The organism is Micromonospora echinaurantiaca (assembly GCF_900090235.1).
GTDB lineage: Bacteria > Actinomycetota > Actinomycetes > Mycobacteriales > Micromonosporaceae > Micromonospora > Micromonospora echinaurantiaca.
On sequence record NZ_LT607750.1, the window covers coordinates 3,264,783 to 3,283,878 of the forward strand.

Sequence of the window (19,096 nt, forward strand, 5' to 3'; positions counted from 1 at the left end):
CGACCACCTGGAACGGGTGGTCGGCATCGTCGTGTCCGGGCCCTGTGACGGAGCTGACTTTGGGCAAGCTAAGCCAGCTGCGGTAGCGTCGCCGGCATGACCGACGACCTGCTCGCCGACCGGGACTCCTGGCTGACCAGCACCTGCTCGATCGCCCGCGCCCTGGACGTGGTCGGCAACCGCACCACCCTCCTGCTGCTGCGGGAGGCGTCGCTGGGTACCCGCCGCTTCGACGCGTTCGCCCGGCGCGCCGGCGTCAGCGAGCCGGTCGCCGCCGCCCGGCTCAAGCAGCTCGTCGCCGACGGGCTGCTGGAGCGGCACCCCTACCGGGAACCGGGCCAGCGCACCCGCGACGAGTACCACCTCACCCGCAAGGGCGCCGAGCTGCTGCCGGTGCTCACCGCGCTGCGCCAGTGGGGCGACGCCTGGGCCGCCGACGAGGCCGGGCCGTCCATCCGCCTCGAACACCACGACTGCGGCGCCGCCGTGCACGCGCGGCTGCGCTGCGACGCCGGCCACGACGTCGCCGCCGATGAGATCGCCGTACGCCCGGGGCCCGGCCTGCGCCGTAGCGGCCCGGACGCGCCGACGGCGCCCTGAACCCCACCCCCGTCGCGTGAGAGTCACGCGCCGAAACAGCCAGGAGTACGCCCATGAAGATCGCCGGAACCACCGCCCTCGTCACCGGCGCCAACCGGGGCTTCGGTCGGCACCTCGCCGCCGAACTGCTCGCCCGCGGCGCCACCGTGTACGCCGGCGCGCGCAACCCCGACCAGGTCGACCTGCCCGGCGTCACGCCGGTGCGGCTGGACATCACCGACCCCGCCTCGGTGGCCGCCGCGGCCGACCTCGCCCGGGACGTCACGCTGCTGGTCAACAACGCCGGCTCGGGCACCGGAGCGGACCTGCTCGACGCCGACCTCGACCGGATCCGGCTGGAGATGGACACCCACTACTTCGGCACCCTGTCGGTGGTGCGGTCGTTCACCCCGGTGATCGCCGGCAACGGCGGCGGGTCGATCCTCAACGTCCTGTCCGCGCTGTCCTGGCTGAGCTTCCCGCACGTCGGCGCGTACAGCGCGGCGAAGTCCGCCGAGTGGTCGATGACCAACGCGCTGCGCGTCCAGCTCGCCGACCGCGGCATCCGGGTCGCCGGCCTGCACGTCGGGTACATGGACACCGACATGGCCGCCGGCGTCACCGGGCCGAAGTCCGACCCGGCCGACATCGCCCGGATCGCTGTCGACGGCATCGAGGCCGACGCGTACGAGATCCTCGCCGACGACGTCAGCCGGCAGGTCCGGGCCGGGCTCGCCGGCGGCGTCGCCGCGCTCTACCCGCAGCTGCCGTGAGACGGGCCGGGTGGGGTGGCTCAGGCGCCACGCCACCCGGCCGGCTCACCGCACGTGGTTGCACTCCGGCAGGCTGTCCAGGTTGTTCGGCGAGGCGTCGTCGGCCACCGTGCGCAGGTACGGCCGGCCCGTTCGGGGCCGGACCACCCGGATGGCGACCCGCGCCGTGCCCGGCTCCTGCACGAAGAACGCGAACCGGCCGCTGCCGATCAGCTCGATCGCCTCCGGCACCGGGATCAGGAAGTGGCTGCCGTCGCCGTTCAGCCCGCCCAGCCCGACGGTCGTGCCGTTCACCGTCCGCACGCAGCTCACCCGCACCGGCACCGCCGCGTCGTAGTACTCGGTGTCGGCGACCAGCGCCACCTGCAACCAGCCCTCGCTGGTCACCGACGGCTCGTTGGGCAGCAAGGCGTCCGGGGTGGTCGGCACCACCGAGTCGCTGGTCCACTCCCCCGGCGCGTTCCGCCGGTGCCAGTGCCACGAGCCGCGCACGTCCTGCGGCAGCGGAAGCCGGGTCGTCTCCAGGTCCCGCAGCACCGGGCCGTAGCGCAGCGCCGGGGACAGCCGGGACAGCGCCGGCGCGGTCCACTCCCGCAGCAGCCCCACCGCCTTCTGCGGCACCAACCCGGCGGTGACGTGCACGTCCGAGCCGGGCACCATCAGCAGGGTCAGCGGCACCGGCACCCCGGGGTTCACCGTGAAGGTCCCGGAGGTGTCCACGTACGGCGAGGTGATCGGGTCGGCGCCCGGCAACCCGGCCGCCCCGCTCTCGTCCGGCAGGCCCGGGGCGAGCAGCGCCACCGCCGGGTCCACGATGTGCAGCCGGTCCAGGTCGTCGCCCACGCAGTACGCCAGCAGCCCGTCCTGCGACCGGGACAGCGTGCCCAACCGCACCGGTACGCCGGTCCGCGCGTTCTCCGGAGGCTGCCGCGGGTCCTCCACCTCCACCTTCAGGTACGCCCGCACCACCGCGACCGGCCGGCCGAGCAGCAGGGCCAGGTGCTCGTCGCCGGCCCGGCCGGTGACGTCGACCGTCCAGCGGGTGGTGTCCAGCACCCGCAGCAACGACTCCAGCGCGCTCTGCGCCCCGCCGGCCGGATGACCCCCGGCGCGGGCGGTGGCCAGCGCGTGGTCGGCGGCCAGCATCCGGTCGGCGAACCGCCCGAGCAGCGGGTTCGGCAGGAACCGGCTGGGTGGCGCGCCGAGCGTCGCCGGCCGGCCCGGGTCCTCCTCCCAGGCGGTCACCGTCTCCGGATCCGGCCGCAGCCGTCCGTAGCCGCTGCCCTTGTCGTCGAAGAACTCCAGCGTCCGGTCCACCAGCGACGGCACCAGGTACCCGCAGACCGGGCTGATCCCGGCGTCGGCGTCGCGGAGCGCGCCGGTGGCGTCGGCGAAGCGCAGCAGCACCCGGGCCGGCGCTGTGAACCGGGGCCGCAACGCGGCCAGGTCCGGATGCCCCGGCACGGCCAGCGTCGCCCCGTGGGTCACCGGCGCCGGCGTCGCCACCTCCGGGCCGAGCACCTCCACGAACCGGCCGAAGCCGTCCACCAGACGGGCCCGGTCCACCCGCAGGTACCCGGCCCGGAGGGCGACGAAGTCCGGCGCCCGCGGCGGCTGCGGCGGCTGTGCCGTGTCGGTGGCGTTCGGCGCGTCCACCACCAGGCCGGTGGCGTCGCGGCGCAACTGCTCGGCGATGCCCACCAGCTCGCCGGAGAGCAGGTCCCGCTCGGCGTCCTGCGCGTCGATCGTGCCGTCCAGCAGCGCGGCCGCCGACGCGGACAGCATCACCCGCCCGCGCAGCGTACGGCCGGTCTCGGCGGGCGGCTCGGTCACCGCGGCGGGCAGCTCGAAGTCGACCTCGCCCAGCGGCCAGTCGTGCGCCCCGCGCGGGGACGGCAGGTAGCTGCCCGACCACTCCAGCAGCAGCGGGTTCCACGGCCGGCTCGGCGGGGTCACCCCCACCGGGCTGGGCAGCTGTCCCTCCACCACGGCTCCGGGCGGCGCGCTCGTCGGGTCGCCCACGCCCGGGTCGAACGACGCCCACCAGGCGGCCCGGGCGGCGGCCACCGGGGACGGCTGGGTGGCGGTGGAGAGGGCCAGGTCGGGGGCGGAGCCCGGGTCGATGCTGGCCAGCTCGACGAGCAGGTCGGTGGCGACCGCCGGTACGCCGTACTGCGGCAGCAGCCCGGCGAGCGGGGTGGGCGGCAGCACCGCGGCGCCCCGGCCGGCGTCGCCGCCGGCGACCCCGAACCCGCGTACCGTCTGCCCGTCCAGCCGGCACAGCAGGGTGCCCAGCTCGGAGTAGCGGCCGTCCGCGCCGTGCTTCGGGCTGCGCCCGCCGCCGGTCACCACCAGCGTCGGCTCCAGCGCGTGCCACACCCGTGGCCGGGTCCGCTCCACCTGCACGAACGACCCGCCACCGGCGGCCCCGCCGGAGCCGGTCGCCGGCTGCCAGATGTACTCGTTGCCGGCCGCCGCCGGAGCCGAGCCGAACCGGCTCTGGTGCAGCGAGGCGTCCAGCCGGGCGGGACCGTCGGCGCCGGTCACGTCGGCCAGCGCGCCCTGCAGCAGCGCCTCGACCATCCGGGCCGCCTCGCTCGGGTCGTCCGGCTCGGCGGCGACCGCCGCGAGCGCCTCGGCCAGGGTCTCCCCCAGGGCCAGCGCCACCTGGTCCGGCGCCGGGCGGTAGTCGGTCTCCCGGCCGAGCAGCCCGCCGTCGCCGGGCCAGTTCGGCGTCGGCCAGCCGATGGAGACCGCCGCCGCGTGGTAGACCGACCGGTCAGGCACCGGCTGGTCCTCGTCCCCGTCCTCGTCGTCCGGCTCGTGGACCTGCCAGCCGAGGTCCTCCATCCGCTCGGCGTACGCCGTCTCGCCGGTCACGTGCAGCGGGTCCCGGGTCGGGTCGGTGTACCAGCCCACCACCAGGTACGCCACCGGCCCGGTCACCCCGGTCAGCTCGTCGTGCAGCGCGAACCGGTGGGTCACGTTGTCGTAGTAGCCGGCCCAGCCCAGGTCGCCGTGGCCGAGCGCGGTCAGCGGGGAACGCGGCGCGGGGCCGGGCGCGGGCAGGGTCGGGCCGGTCAACACGCGGTCCACCCGCACCGGCTCGATCGCGCCCGCGTACGGCAGCAGCCACGCCTCCACGGCGCGCGGACCGGGCGTCGCCGCGCCGGAGAGCCGCACCACCAGCCACCGGTCGGGCACCGGCGGGAAGGTGGTGGCGCCGGTGTCGTCGGCGACGCCCCGGGTCAGCCCGTCGGGGAGCCCCCAGTGCAGGTGCGCGCCCGCCGGCCGGGCGGTGGACCGGGCGCTGAACGGCTCGGGCAGCAGATCCTGCTGCACCCGGCCGCTGGCCGGCGGGATGGGCCGGGTCAGCGCGGTGTCCGCCCAGTCGGACGCGGCACCGGGTTCCCGGACGACCAGGACGTCGAGCGCGACCGGGACGAGGAGAGTTGTCACGGCAAGGGGCTCCCTTGTTCGGGGCGGGCCGGTGTCGGGCCCGGCGGTGGGATCGGCGGGGCCGGGGTCAGGACGGTGGGGTGGAGGAGCCGAACCGCTGCCGGGACGGCGCCTGCAGCAGGGACAGCGCCAGGGCGGCGCCGCCGCGCGGCTGGGGCAGGCGGTGGGCCTGGTCGAGGGCGGCGGCCAGGCCCTTGACGTCCACCACGCCGGGCACCGGGCCGGAACGCATCGGCACCGCGACGCTGCCCAGGTCGGGTCCCGCGCCGGTGCGGATCGGCGCCCGCCAGCCCGGCCCGTCGGCCTCCAGGCCGAACTGCACGCTCTGCGGCGGCTCCTCCAGCCAGACCAGGCGGGGGGCGCCGCGGAACAACGCGACCAGCACCGACGGCGACAGCCGCTCCAGCCGCAGCAGCTCCACCACCAGGTCGGGTCGGCTGCGGGCCAGCTCGTCCGGGTCCACGCCCGGTCGCACCACGGCCTGGTCGTCGCTGGTCCAGGCCCGCACCTCCATGCCGGGCCAGCCGCTGACCAGCGAGGAGCGCAGCAGGAACCCGGTGACCGGGACCTCCCCGGCCGCCGCGGTGAGCTCACCGGCGGCCCGGGCCTCGGCGAGCAGGTCGGCGGCGACCGGGATCGACATGCGGGTGCGCTGCACCTCCCGGACCAGCGGCAGCTGCTCGGTGACCGCGGCGGTGACCCGCGGCAGCACCGTCCGGGTGCCGGCGCGTTCCCGGCTGCCGTCGCCGCCGACGGCGAGCGCCCCCGCCCGCAGCCGCTCCAGCCAGCCGGTGTCCAGCCGGAAGAACCGGATGGACTCCGGGGGCAGTAGCCGGGCGTCGGGCACCAGGTATCGGAACGGCAGGTCGTGCAGCAGGCTCCAGCGGGCCAGCAGGTGCTCGACGTACGGCGGCAGCGGCGGCGCGCCGGCGGTCGCCGCCGCCGCGGTCGGCTCGGCGATCGTGGCCGTCCGCGCCGCCGGCCGCTCGGCGAGCAGGGCACGCATCTTCGGTGCGGGCTGCCCGGCCGGGTCGGCCAGCGGGCCGACCAGCGCGCCGAGCCGCTCGGCGAGCAGCCGCCCGCCGGTGGACAGGTGGGTGGTCACGAGTCTTCTCCTTCCGGGCGCAGCTGGCGCGGGATGACGCTGTCGCCACCCGGGTGCGCCTGCCAGAGGTCGGCGCGGGTGGTGCGGGACAGCAGCCGCTGCGCGAACGTCGCGCCGAGGCCGGCGAGCGGGTCGGCGGAGGTCGCGGCCGCGCGCAGGTCCGCCCCGGCGACGGCGAGCCGGTCGGCCTCGTCGGCGGATGCCGCGGCGGCGGCGCGGCGCGGCGCGGGGCCGGCGGCGGCGTACGCCTGGGCGCTGTCCGCGCGGAGGGTCGCCGCGCTGTCGGTGCGGGCGGCGTCGTCGGCGGCGCGGTGCCAGGCCACCACCTCGCGGATGAACCGCCCGTCGGCCGCGGCGAGCAGTCGGCCCAGCTCGAACGCGGCGTCGCCGGTCACGTCGTCCGGCCCGGCGGGCAGCGGGTCGGGGGCCGCGCCGAGCAGCGGCGAGCGGTAGCCCACGGTGGTCGGGCTGCCGTCGCGGCGGGTGCCGGCCAGTGCGAGCGCCCCGTCCGCGTCCACCAGCGGGGGTTGCCCGGCCGGCGGGGCGCCGAACGCGCCGAGGTCGAGGTGCGCGGCGACGTGTTCGAAGGTGCCGCCGGCGGAGCTGGTCACGAACGGCCAGGACGCCAGGACGATCAAGGTGGGCGGGCTGGTCAGGTTGCTCGCCCAGGCGTCCTCCCGGCCCTCCAGCGAGACCAGGCAGGCGGTGTACTTCGTGGGCGTGGTCCCGCCCAGCGGCAGCCGGTTGGCGGTGACCACGGCGAACCAGCCGTCGTCGTCGCTGCCGGCCAGCGCGGTGTCGGCGACGTTGACCTGGCGCACGTGGGTGAGCAGCCGGACGTCGTCCCGGCTGGGCAGCAGCGCCCGGAAGGTGGCCAGGTCCTTGGCGCGCAGCCCGACGACGGCCCGGTTGGCGTCGACCGGTTCGATGCCGTTGAGCCGGGTGAAGGCCGTCTCGCCGATGGTCGTCCGCAGCGGGCCGGTGACCAGGCTCGCCTCGTCCGCCCGGACGACCAGCAGCGCCAGCCAGGGGGTGCCGTCGGTGAACCGCCGCTCCCAGGGCAGGGTCCGCCGGCCCAGGACGACGTGCGGCAGCCGGTCGCCGAACGCGCCCACCGCGTCCCGGGGCGGGTGGTGCCCGGTGACCTCGCTGGCGTCGAGGGCGAGCCGCGGCGCGCTGACCTGCACGTGGGTGAGGTGCTCGGGCGGCGAGCCGCCCGCCGTACCCGTGCCGGTCACGTCCAGCTTGCTGCGGAACCGGTAGATGCCGGCGGTGAGCGTCGGCGTCACCTTGTCGTGCAGCCGGATGGAACCCGGCGCCACTGGCGTCTCCGTCATCACGCCTCCGTTTCCTCGTCCTCGAAGGCGACGAACGCCGCCGCTGGTGCCGGAGCCGCCGGCTCGGTGAGCGCCGCCGCCGGGGCGACCGCGGTACGCGCCGCCGACCGGGCGGCGGCACCCGGCCGCGCGGGCACCGTCGCCGGCCTGTAGACCCGCTTCAGTTCCCGTCGGGCGGCGGTCAGCCGGGTGTCGACGGCGTAGTCCGGGGTGCCGATCACCCCGGAGACCCGCCAGCCCTTCCCCGCGACGACCCGCACCGAGATCGTGTCGGCGTCCCGTTCCGCGTCGACGGTGAGCAGGATGCGGTGCGGCTGGTCGTCGTCCGGGGCGTCCTCCCGGCTGCTCACCCGCACCCCGTCCAGGTCGACGCGGACGTCGTCGAGGCGGGCGTCGGCGGACACCGGCTCCAGCGACACCACCACCGCACGGGTGCTGGCGGGCAGGTTGGTGACCAGGCCGTCGACGTCGGCGGCGAGCAGCGCGGCGGGCACCGGAACGTGTGCGCCGGCCTGCCGGTAGCGGGCGGGCGGATACCACGGGTGCGGCAGCAGCACGGTGGCGCCCGGCGCGACCAGCACGCCGTCGGTGACCGGCACCAGCGGCGTGTCGGCGGCCCAGCCGGCGGCGGCGCCGGCCGCCGGGGTCACCACCACGCGGGCGGCGTCGGCGGGCACCCGGGCGCCCGGCCGGGCCGGACCGTCACTGAGCGGCGCGCCGGTGCCGGTGAAGGTGACCAGCCGCAGCGGCGCCGGGCCCTCGTCGAGGCGCAGCCGCAGCCCGCCGGTGTGCGTGGTGTCCCAGACCTGGGTGTTGCCCACCGGCAGCGCGGTCCCGGCGTCCCGTCCGCCCCGGGCGGCGACCGGGCGGGTGGCCCGGGCCACCCCCCGGCGCCGGTCGGCCGAGACGGTCGCCCGCAGCCGCGGCCCGGTCGGCGCGGTCGGGGTGGGCAGGGCCGCGGCCCGGGCGGGCTCGGTGGTGGTGTCGGCGGTACGTCGCAGCCGCAGCACTGACGGCGCCGGCGCCACTACGCCGGGAACCGACAGCGGCAGGTGCCGCTGCGTCTCCTCCTCGATCATCGTGGCCAGGGCCACGTCCGGCAGCACGCCGGTCGCCTCGGCGACGGTGATCGGGGCGGCGAGGTTGACCGAGGACAGCGCCCGGACCATTGTCGACGCCGCGTTCTGCCCGCCGGCGAGGCCGGAGTCCCACAGCGCGGCCGGGAAACCGGTGCTGGCCGTGCCCAGCCGCAGCTGCTGGACCTGCGCGGTGGGCACCGCGATCCAGGTGCTGCCGCTGCGCTGCTCGACCGTGACGACCATGACCGCCTTGGTCTTGCCCATGTGCGAGCCGGCCGGGACAACGTCGACCTGCCGCCCGCCGGTGAGGTCGTCGGGGCGGCCGCTGCCGGTCAGCCGCCAGCCGTACAGCGGCATCAGCGACTCGACCCGGACGGCGAACTCCGGCGCCACCGACCACGGGCGCTCCGCCGTGCCGTCCGGACGGCTGCCCACCACCGGCGGCAGCGTGCCGGCGGTGACCGTGCCGCTGGTCGCCGGCCGGCTCGCGTCGCCGCCGCTGAGGTACTTGACCCAGACCTGGTTCCAGGTGAGGAACGACTGCTCCTGCTTCTTGCCGAACCGGACGGTGACCGAGGCGATGGCCAGGTCGACGGTGACCGTGCCACGCAGCGGCGGACCCTGGAGGGTGACCTTGGCCCCGAGCGAGACGCTGACGTTGATCCGGGCGCAGGCGAAGAAGCACACCTTGATGGTGAACCGGGCGCCGACGCTGACGCTGGCGGTGATGTCGTAGGTCAGCGGGTCCCACCGCAGGTACATGTCGAGGGCGGCGGTGAACCAGACCCGCACCGGTGAGCGGTCGTAGGAGGCCTCCAGGCGACCGCCGAGCATCACCGTCGACGGGGTGAGGGTGAAGTACGCCTGGCCCTTGACCACCACGCCGCCGCCGACCGACCAGTGGAAGCCCACCCGGGGCACGTCCGGGTAGTGCGCGGGCTTGTTGAACCGGGGGTGGTAACCGCCGATGGAGAGCAGCACCTCCGGCCGGTCGAACCAGACCACGAACGCGAACCCGCCGGTGACCTGGCAGTCGCGGCTGAGCAGCCACGAGTTGCGGGTCAGCGCCGCCCGCACGGAGAGCACCTTGTCCACCGTGCTGTACCGGGCGGCCAGCGCGAGTTCGAGGTTCACCACCGCCGACTGCGAGTCGGGCAGCGCCATCCGCATCAGGCCGAGCAGGCCGACCTCGAGTCCCCGGTCGGCGGAGACGTAGGCCAGGGCCGTGGTGTGCAGCAGCTGAAAGGTGGAGAACTTCACCCCGGCGGCGAGCCAGAACGCGCCCCGGGCCGGCGGGATGTCCTTCGACATCCGGGCCAGCGCCCCCATCGGGCCGCCGGAGCCGCCGAACCCGCCGTCGTCGATCGCCTTCACCAGCGGGAACGCCGGCACGCCCTGCGGGTCGCGGGGCACCATCAACCGGCGGTTGTACCCGGCGCCGCCGGCCAGGCCGAGGACGTACAGGTACGGCGGGCCGCCGAGCGGGAAGCCGACCGAGAGGAACACGAAGAGCGAGGTGTACTCGCCCAGGTCGTCCCGCGGCCGGGCGTACGAGCCGACCGCGGTCAGGCCGCGGCCGGCCAGGTCGACCGAGAGCATGCCGTCGTACTGCACGCCGTTGGCGCCGGTGACCTTGACCAGGCCGCCGGCGACCGACACCCCGGGCGAGGTGAACGACACCGACAAGCCGGCCAGGTCCACCTCCCAGGCGCTGAGGTCGGCCGGGTTGCGCAGCGGCACCAGCAGCGACAGGTCGTCGACGTCGACGGTGAGCCCGGCGACCGCCACGCCGCCGTCGACGGCCACCCCGACCTTGCCCGGTCCGGACGTGGCCGCCTTGTACAGCAGCGCCAGCTCGGCGATGTGCAGCGGACCGAAGCTCCGGTTGATCTCGAACCGGGCCTCGGCCTTTCCGCCGAAGAGCACCAGCCACTTGCCGCCGCCCCGCGCCACCAGCACGTCCAGCGGCGGGTTGGCCGGGGCCGTGTCGCCGCCCCCGCCGGTCTGCATCAGCGACGCCGCGACCGGGTTGCCGCCGCCCCCGCCGGGGGCCATCGGGAAGCCCAGCCCGTCGAGCATGACCGCGCCGTCCACCACGGTCGGCCGCTTCAGCGCCGTCGAGCCGGTCAGCGCCAGGTCGGCGCGGACGTGGGCGCTGGCCGCGCCGAGGCGGAACCCGCCGGTCTCCACCAGCGCCTTGCCGGACGCGGCCGCGGCCACCCGGATGCCCAGCCCGCCCAGCCGCAGCACCGGACGCAGCTGCGGCGCGGCGGCGTCGGTGAGATCCAGCAGCAGCAGGCCGACGCCCCGGCCGGCGGCGCCCCATCCGGGGTCGACCGTGTCGGGCAGGCCGAAGCGCAGTTGCACGGCGGTGCTGCCGGCGGGCAGGGTCAGCGCGCCCTTGAGCACGACGCCGTAGCGGGCGCCGTCGGCGGCCACGGCGAGGGCCAGCCCGCCCGGCACCGGCACGTCGACCCCGGCGACCGCGTCGAGCGCCCCGCGCAGCACCCCGATCGGGGTGGGTAGGACGGCCGCCATCCGCATCCCGTCCGGGGTGTCGACGGCGACGTCCGCGGCGACGAGGATCTGCGCCGCGGTACGCCCGCCGGCCCACAGCGGCTTGCGCAGCCACGGCTCGGCCGCGCGCAGCGCCAGGGTGCCGGCCATCGGCACCACCAGCCGCTCGGCGAGCTGGGCCAGCTCGGCCGGGTCGGGCAGCCGCACCACCGGCGCGAGCTGCACGGTCAGCTCGCCGGTGCCGGCGTCGTCGGTGCCGAGCAGTCCGAGTCGTACGGCCAGCCCCTGGGCACTGGCCTGGATCGCCAGGCCGGCGCGCAGGGCGACCCCGAGGCCGGTGTCGACGTGCGCGCGGGCGGTCAGCGACGCGGTGACCGTGGAGTTGGCGTAGCCGACGTCGATGCCGGCGGTGATCGCCCCGGCGCTGACGTCCCGGACGGACAGCGCGAGCGCCGGCCGGGGCGCGGCGAGGTTGGTCCGCAGCTCGACGGTGCCGCCGAGCACCTGGGCGACGACCTTCACCTCCCCCGGCGTGGTCGGTGCCGGCACGTGCGCGGTGCCCAGGACCCGGCCGAGCAGCGCGGCGGCGGCGGACGCGGCGGCGGCGCCGGCCCCGGCGAGCGACCCGTCGGCCAGGTCGTGGGCCAGGTCGGCGAGGGCGCCGCCGCGGGCGGCGAAGCCGTGCGGGGCCTGCGTCGGGTCGTAGACGCCGAGCGCCGCGGCGACGGCGAGCGCGTCGTCGAGGACGGCCGGGCGCGGTTGGCGGGCCCCGAGGCCCTCGACGAGCCCGTCGAGCACCTCCGGCAGCAGCCGTTGCCCGGCCGCGGTGACCAGCGCGTCCAGCCCGGCGACGGCGGGCAGCAGGGTGACCGTGGTGCCCAGCGCGGCCGGGGTGACGGCGACCGACAGGCCGTTGGCGTCGGCGCCCAGCCGCAGGTCGAGCGCGCCCCAGTCGCCGGGCAGCGGCAGGTGCAGGGTCAGTTCGCCGCCCGGCTGGACCTGCCGGTCGCCGTCGACGTCCAGCCGCAGCGCGAGGTCCAGGGTGGCCGGGCCGGCGTCGTCGGTCCAGAGCACGATCGGGGCGTCGGTGCCGACCAACAGCCGCAGGGCCCGGGTGTCGGCGGCGCCCACGTCCAGCAGGTCGACGGTGACGCCGCCGGGCAGGGTGAGGGCGTGCGCCGGATCGGCGGTCAGGCCCAGCGGGGCCGCGGCGAGCCGGAGCAGGTCGGCCAGCGGTGCTGCCTGCGGCGGCGCGCCGGGCGTGCCGGCGAAGGTGCGTCGCAGCCAGTCGGCCGGGTCGGTGAGCAGCCCGTCCAGGGAGGCCACCCGGACGTCCTCGCCGGTGAGCTGTTCCAGCAGGACGCCGAGCGCGCCGCCGACGAGCAGTCGGGGCAGCAGTGGGGCGAGCCGGGCGGGCAGGTCCGGGGCGGCCGGCCAGAGCGCGACCGGCTCGGGCAGCCAGGACGCGCCCAGCGACACCCCGTCCGTGGTCCGGGCGAGGGTGACCCCGCCGACCGCGAGCGCGGCCCGCACCTGCGGCGCGGGGTCGGCCAGCGAGACGGTGGTGGCGCCGGTCAGTGTCACCCCGTGGCCGAGCCGCAGGCCGGTGCCGGTGGTGCGGGCGGTGAGGCGCCACGGCTGGGCCTCCAGCACCAGCTCCACCGGCAGGCCGGCGAGCGGGCGGCGCCAGGGGCCGCCGCCGTCCGGGGCGCCGGGGTCGCGGGCCAGGCCGAGCAGCCCGGCGGTCCGGTCGACCAGCGCCGGCAGTCGCGGGGCCAGCCATCCGGTGGCGTCGGTACGCAGCGCGCCGACCGCGTCGGCGAGCAGCGCGGCCGGCCGCCCCGGGGCCGCGCGGTGCAGGACGCCGAGGGCGGCGAGTTCGTTCAGCAGCCGGGCCAGCCGGCCGTCGGCGGCGGCCATCCGGTCGAGTTCCCGCACCAGGGCGTCGAGCAGTTCCGGCGCCCGCGGGTCGGTCAGGTCGACCGCGGCGGCCGCCTCGCCGCGCAGCGCGGCGTCGTGCAGCACCACGTCGACGTCGGTGACCGGGGCGGCGACCCCGGCCCGCACCGTCGCTCGGACGGTGAGGGCGCGTACCCGGGCGGGCAGCGGACTGCCGGTGCCGGGTCCGCCGAGCAGCCACCCCTCGGGGCGGGCGACCCGGATGCGGATCTGCGCGGACGGGAGTTCGTCGGGCGCCGCCGGGTCCAGCGCCACCGCGCCGAGGCCGAGGCGTACGTCGACGTCGACCTCGGGGTCCCCGGCCGCCGGGCGGCCCAGGTCGAGCGCGAGCCGCACCGCGGCGACCGCGTGGCTGGGCGGTGCGACCGGCCCGGCTTCCTCGACGGTGTGCGTGGTCAGCGCGGCGAGCAGGGCCGCCCGCAGGTCGGGGTTGCCGTCGGCGGCGCCGAGGCTGCCGTGCAGCGCGAGCGCCGGCACGCCGGCCAGGTCCACCGGCGCGCCGAGCCAGCGGGTGAACGCGGCGGCGGGCAGCGGGGCGGGGCGGGCCTGCGCGCCGGGTTCCGCGGCGTACCCGTCGAGCAGCCGGCGGTGCAGGCCCAGCGCGGCGTCGAGCAGCGGCGCGGCCGGCATGCCGGCGGGGGCCAGCACGGTGGCCAGCCGCACCCCGTCGGCCACCTGCGGCGCGTCCAGCGGCAGCAGCGTGCCGTCGAACGCGGTGCCGACGGTGACCAGTCCGAGCACCTGCGCGGGGACCGCCGCGGTGAGCTGCCGGGCGACCAGACCCAGGTACGAGTGCCCGACGAGCAGCGTCCGCACCCCGGGCCGGACGGCCCGCACCGCGTCCTGCACGTGCCGCAGCGCGGCGAGCGCGGTGGCGGCGGGCAGCGTGCCGTCGTCGGCGAGATCCACCACGTACCAGCGGGCGGCCGGCAGGGTGCCGAGGTCGACCAGGTGTGGCGGGGTTCCCGGCACCCGCAGGTCCACGGTGGCGACCTGCTCGGGCGGGACGTCGCCGAGCAGCTCGGCCCAGGGCCGCGAGCCGGCCAGCGGCGGCGCGAGCAGCAGCACCGCCCAGTCGTCGCCGGCGGCCGCGGTGCGGGCGGCGATCTCCGCGCGCAGCTGGCCGACCATCGCCGGCGCGCCGGTGAGGGTGTCGTGGGTGGCGGCGACCGGGGTGCCCGCGCGCCAGCCGGGCTCGGGCGGCAGCGGGGTGCCGGCGGGCACCAGCCCGTCCCCGTCGGCGAGCATCCCGGCCAGCGCGCCGAGCGCCGCCGCGGCGTGGCCGGCGTCCACCCCGTCGAGCAGGTCACCGATCTCCGGCCGGTACGCCCCGACGACCTCGGCCGCGGCGAGCACGTCGGCGCCGGTGACCGGCACCGGTTCGGTGTCCGCGTCGGCGCCGGTGACCGGTTCGGTGTCCGCCTCGTCGGCGGCGTACCGGTCGGCCAGCGGCGCGATCGCCCACTGCGCGGGCGGTCCCTGGGGTTCCAGCCAGGCGAGCACCTCGACCGCGTCCTCGCCGGTGTGCTGGACCGGCACCCGCCAGGGCGCCGACGGGGTGCCGCCGCCGGTGACCGGCAGGTCGACCTGTGGCAGGTCCTGCCCGGGTAGGGCGGGCAGCCGGTCGGTCAGCGCGGCCTGCAGCAGTCGCAGCAGCACGACCAGGTACGGCGTCCCGTCGGCGGTGCGGGCGTCCTCGTCGCGGGCCAGGTCGGCCAGCCACCGGCGGACCGCGGCGGCGGGATCGGCCAGCAGCGACGACAGGTCGGCGGGGTCGGGCGGCAGCAGCGGTGGCAGGTCGGCCAGCGCGCCGGTGGTGCCCGGTCCGGCGATGCCGACCAGCGCCAGCAGGTCGCGGGCGGTCGGACCGGCCCAGGACCCGGCGACCCGGGCGAGCAGGCCGCGGGCGGCACCCCAGAGCGCGGTCGGGTCGACGCCGAGGCCGAGGTCGGGCAGGGTCGGGTCGATCGGGCCGGCCGGCGGCAGGGTGAGGTCACCCAGCACGTGGGCCACCCCGTCGACGGTGACGGCGAGGTCGCCGACGGTCGCGGCGACCCGTACCGGCGACCCGAGCGACCAGGTGACGTCGACCCGGATGCCGTCGGTGGAGACCCGCATCGGCGCGCCGACGGCCAGGGCCGGTGGCTCGAAGGCGGCGGTGGCGGTGACCCCGCCGAGCCAGGCCGGGCCGGTCGCCCCGTCGAGCGGGATGCTGGCCAGCGCGGCGCGGACGTCCACCCGCCACGGCAGGGCGGGGTCGAGGTGGGCGCCGCCGCGCAGGGCGAGGCCGAGCTCGACGACGGGCGCGGCGGCGGTGCCGGAGTCCCACAGGACCAGCTCCAGGGCCACCGGCGCGCCCTCGGCCGCGGCGAGGGCGGCCACCGGGACCCGCCACGGGTCGGCCGGGGTGCCGGTGCCGGTGACCACCGGGGTCGCGGTGCCGGCGAGCCGGGCCACCTCGCGCAGCACGCCGGGCCAGCCGTCGGGGTCCTGGCGCAGCTGCCGGTAGTAGGCGGCCAGCGCGCGGGTCGGCGCGGTGGTCAGCAGCCCGAGGTCGACGCCGGGGGTGGTGCCCAGCCCGAGCAGGTGCCGCAGCGCGGCCACCGGGCCGGCGGCGGGGCCGAGCCCGGTCTCGATCGCCTCCTCCAGCAGCGACTGCGCGGCGGAGGTCAGCGACCGGGCGTCGGTCAGGTCGACGAGGTCCAGGTGGTGCGGCTCGTCGCCGATCGCGACGGCGACGTCGCGCAGCTCCAGCACCGGCGTGATCGCGCCGGTGGCGGCGAGGTAGCGCAGCCCCGCGCGCAGCCCGCCGACCTGGACGGCGCCGGCCGGCTCGCCGGCGGCCGGGTAGAGCCGTCCGCCGTTGGCGGGCGCGGCGACCAGCACGTCGAGGCGTTCGAAGAGGGTGACCGGGGTCGACCCGCTCAGCGGCATCACCAGCAGTACGGCGTCGCCGCGGACGGTCGCGTCGAGTGCGCCACCGGGGTAGCCGACCCGGGCGCCGACCACCAGGGCGGACGCGCCGGTGGCCGGGTCGGTGCGGACCGCCACCGTGAGGTCCACCGACGGCGGGCCGGCGAGCACGGGAATGACCAGCGGGTCGGCCTCGGTGGGCAGGTCGGTGCGCTTGGACGGGTCGGCGCCGAGCAGGCCGGCGATCGAGTCGAGCCAGCCGACCAGGCCGGGCGCGCCGTCCGGGGTGCGGGCGGTGACCAGCGCGGCCAGCCAGGACCGGAACGCGGCAGGGTCGCCGGCGAGGTCGCCCAGCGGCAGCGGCACCAGGCCGGGCGTCAGGCCCAGCAGGCCGGGCAGGTTCGCCGCGACCAGGTGCACCGGCCCGGGTACGCCGTCGCCCACCTCGGCCAGCACGTACCGCAGCAGCGCGGTGACCAGCAGGGCGAGCTGCGAGCTGTCGGCGGCCGGGTCCAGCACCAGCGGCTCGGTGGTGCCGGGCAGGCCGCGCACGGTCACGGTGACTCGGCTCAGCTCCTCGTCCGGCGGGGCGACCAGCAGGACGGCGGCCTCCACGCTGGCCCCGGTGTCGCCGAGCGGCGCCCGGGCCCGCAGCCGGATCGGGTGGTTCCGGCTGGCCGCGACCGGGGTGACCGTGCCGCCGTTGGCCACCAGCAGGTCCAGCCGCGCGGTGACGGCGGGGCCGCCGGCGACCGGCCCGGCCTCGGCCGCGATCGCCAGGGTCAGCGGGGCGGACGCGGCCACCCCGGTGCGTTCGACGACCAGGTAGACCTGCCCCTTGCCGCCCTCCTCCAGCAGCGGCACGTGCCGGGCGACCCGGCCGGGCTGGCCGGCCGGGTCGGCGGGGAAGCGCGGCCGGGCGGCGGGCAGCAGGCCCTCGATCGCGCGGACCAGCGCGGCGCGCTGCATGTCGTTGGCGACCAGCTTGCCGACCCGGGTCCACGGGTCGGCGAAGAACTCCTCGACCAGCCGGACGCCGCCGCCGGACGGGGCCAGCAGGCCCAGTGCGATGCCGAGGTCCTCGACCTCGGCGGGAATGCCGTCAACGTTGATCATGGGCCCACCCACCCCGCGAAGCTTCCGGGCTCGGGATCGAGCCCGACCCATCCATTGGTGTCGTTGAACCGGTCATGCAGACCGGTGATGCGCATGTCCCGGTCGGCCTTGCCGACGAGGTTCCGTTCGGCGAGGTAGTTGATCTGGAACAGCCGCAGCCACGGCGCGCGCAGCGGACCGGAGGTCCCCTCGTCGAACGGGCGCAGCTCGGTGCGCGCCGGCTCGGCCATCCGTTCGATGGCCCGCTCGGTGCGGTTGATCGCCCGGTCGATCGCCTCGGGCACCCAGAACGGCGCGTTGATGTGCTGGTCGATGACGAGCGCCGCGGCGTACTCGGAGGTGACGAAGTCCCGGATCCGGTACTGCCGGCCCCGGACGAGCAGCTTCGCCTTGCCCAGCGGCTGGCGGGCCAGCCGCTCGAACCGCCAGACCGCCGTCCACACCTGGACCACGTTGTACGGCAGCGAGCAGAGCGAGGCCAACCGGATCCGGCCGCACCACTCGGGCGCGACGGTGTACGCCTTGCCCTTCGCGGTCACGCCGAAGAACGCGTGCCGCGGCAGGACCTGGGTGACGCTGTCCGGTGGCTCGGCGAGCCGCTGCCGGCCGCCGCCGGCCGGCACCCGGAACAGCGTGGCGTACCGCAGGGCGTACTCCTTGCCCTCCCGGGGCGCGCCGGTGGCGTCGAAGGCCTCCGGGTTGGCGGCGCGGATTTGCGCCGGGTCCGCGACCTCCACCGCGGCCTCCTTGCCGCCGACCCGCCACCACGGCTCGGTGTCCAACCCGTACATGCCGAAGAAGAGGTCGTAGTGGTCCGGCGCGACCCGCTTGAACCGGGCGAGCAGCACGGGCAGTTCCTCGTTCAGGTGCGCCGACCACTGCTGGATGCCGGTGGAGAGGGTGCCCTTGTCCGCCCCGCGGGCGGCGTCGAGCCGCCCCTCGTTCGGCGCGATCAGCTCGGTGACCCGCAGCCGGGCCCGCTCCTCGGCGGTGGTCAAGCCGATCGCGGCGGCGTTGTCCTGGATGAACCGTGCCGGGTCCAGCCGGCCGGCGTAGGCCGGACCGGTCCAGCTGGTGCCGTTCTTCTGGGTGTAGCTGTCGGTGACGCCGATGCACAGGTCCCGGCCGAGCACCATGGTGTGCCGGCCGCCGGGGTTCTCGGTGGGCTCCTTCCAGGGCGACCGCAGGCCCTGCGGGGCCGGCTTCTTCCCCTTCACCGGCGGCGCCGGTGGGACCGGAGGCAGTTCGTCGGGGAGCACCGTCGGGCCGATCACGTCCGGCGGCTGCCACGTCCCCGAGCCGGTGCGGGTCAGCCCGAGCGCGGGCCCGAGCGCGTCCCGGGCGTCCTCGGCGTCGCCGTCGTCGGCGGGGCCGACGAGCGCCCACAGTCGACGCAGCAGCGCGTGCCCGGCGGTGACGCCGGCCAGGGTCGCCAGTTCCCCGGCGGTCAGCCGGCCGACCAGGGTGGCGGCCAGCTCGACGGCGTCCTCCGGGTCGTCGGCGCGCACCTGGCGGAGGATCTCGACGATCCGGAACACCGCCTCGAACGGGTTGCCGACCAGGTCCCGCTCGACCACGTCGGCCACCTCGTCGAGGTCCCGGACGGCCAGCTCGGCGGCGACCGCGCGGGCCAGCGCGGCGGGGTCGGGCAGCGGCAGGTGCTGGGCGGGCGCGTCCAGCGAGACGCCGAGGCCGGTCGGGAGGCCGTCGGCCCAGCCGGCGACGGTGTCCCAGTCGGTCACCCACTGCGCGCCGTCCGCCGCGACTTCCACCGGCACCGGCAGCCAGAGCCCGGTGCGCCAGGCGGCCGGGCCGCCGAGCGCAGTCAGGTAGTCCCGGTTCCACGCCCACAGCGCCCGGGCCACCCGCATCTCGTCGTACGGCGTGGCGTCCGGCGCTCCGGCCGGCTTGATGGTCCGGCACAGCCAGTACGCGATGCCGCGCAGCGTGGCGCCGGGGCCCAGGAACAGCGAGAGCGTGGGCCGCTGCGTCGGTGTGCGGCGGCCGCCGACGGTGTTCTGCAGGGTGCCGGCCACCGTGGTCGGTGTGCCGGCGGCCGAACCGGCGGGCACCCGCAGCAGCACGTTGTAGGTCATAGGTGGCGTGGCGCCGGGGTGGTCCGTGACCAGTCCGGCAGCGGCCACCGCCTCCGCGACCGCGGTCACGACTCGTCCACCCGGCGGCCGCGCTCGGCCCGCCCTTCACGCGATTCCATTGTCCCCCCTCGGTTTCCCGCCCGTCCCCGACAGGTTCGGCGCG

Annotated in this window: 7 protein-coding genes; 2 read left to right on the forward strand and 5 right to left on the reverse strand. The window is 77.3% G+C overall.

The features are described 5' to 3' along the window. Positions 1 to 96 precede the first annotated feature (96 nt). Both GA0070609_RS14865 and GA0070609_RS14870 read left to right on the forward strand, forming a co-directional pair. A complete protein-coding gene (locus GA0070609_RS14865) occupies positions 97 to 600 on the forward strand; it encodes a winged helix-turn-helix transcriptional regulator (protein ID WP_088994361.1) in 504 nt (167 codons plus the stop codon). 53 nt (positions 601 to 653) lie between these two features. Further along, the gene (locus GA0070609_RS14870; RefSeq protein WP_088994362.1) at positions 654 to 1,352 is read left to right on the forward strand and encodes an SDR family oxidoreductase; all 699 of its coding nucleotides are present in this window, start codon (positions 654 to 656) and stop codon (positions 1,350 to 1,352) included. A gap of 45 nt (positions 1,353 to 1,397) precedes the next feature. Here the strand turns inward: GA0070609_RS14870 and GA0070609_RS34890 are convergent, their stop codons facing one another. The 5 genes from GA0070609_RS34890 to GA0070609_RS14895 form a co-directional block, all read right to left on the reverse strand. Continuing rightward, positions 1,398 to 4,811, reverse strand: a complete 3,414-nt coding sequence (locus tag GA0070609_RS34890) for a DUF3892 domain-containing protein (RefSeq protein WP_088994363.1) — start codon at positions 4,809 to 4,811, stop codon at positions 1,398 to 1,400. Between the two features lie 67 nt (positions 4,812 to 4,878). Beyond that, positions 4,879 to 5,916, reverse strand: a complete 1,038-nt coding sequence (locus GA0070609_RS14880; RefSeq protein ID WP_088994364.1) for a hypothetical protein — start codon at positions 5,914 to 5,916, stop codon at positions 4,879 to 4,881. Beyond that, positions 5,913 to 7,253, reverse strand: a complete 1,341-nt coding sequence (locus GA0070609_RS14885; RefSeq protein ID WP_157748173.1) for a hypothetical protein — start codon at positions 7,251 to 7,253, stop codon at positions 5,913 to 5,915. The genes GA0070609_RS14880 and GA0070609_RS14885 overlap by 4 nt, the downstream gene beginning before the upstream one ends. Next, positions 7,253 to 16,837, reverse strand: a complete 9,585-nt coding sequence (locus GA0070609_RS14890) for a DUF6603 domain-containing protein (RefSeq protein ID WP_157748174.1) — start codon at positions 16,835 to 16,837, stop codon at positions 7,253 to 7,255. Before GA0070609_RS14890 ends, GA0070609_RS14885 begins: the two co-directional genes overlap by 1 nt. Continuing rightward, complete coding sequence (locus GA0070609_RS14895) at positions 16,834 to 19,002, reverse strand: hypothetical protein (protein WP_088994367.1); 2,169 nt, start codon at positions 19,000 to 19,002, stop codon at positions 16,834 to 16,836. Before GA0070609_RS14895 ends, GA0070609_RS14890 begins: the two co-directional genes overlap by 4 nt. Positions 19,003 to 19,096 lie beyond the last annotated feature (94 nt).

What these genes read in the sequence shown, in the direction of transcription:
- GA0070609_RS14865 (WP_088994361.1), top strand. Translation starts at nt 97, where the DNA reads ATGACCGACGACCTGCTCGCCGACCGGGACTCCTGGCTGACCAGCACC.
- GA0070609_RS14885 (WP_157748173.1), bottom strand. Translation starts at nt 7,253, where the DNA reads ATGACGGAGACGCCAGTGGCGCCGGGTTCCATCCGGCTGCACGACAAG.
- GA0070609_RS14870 (WP_088994362.1), top strand. Translation starts at nt 654, where the DNA reads ATGAAGATCGCCGGAACCACCGCCCTCGTCACCGGCGCCAACCGGGGC.
- GA0070609_RS14890 (WP_157748174.1), bottom strand. Translation starts at nt 16,837, where the DNA reads ATGATCAACGTTGACGGCATTCCCGCCGAGGTCGAGGACCTCGGCATC.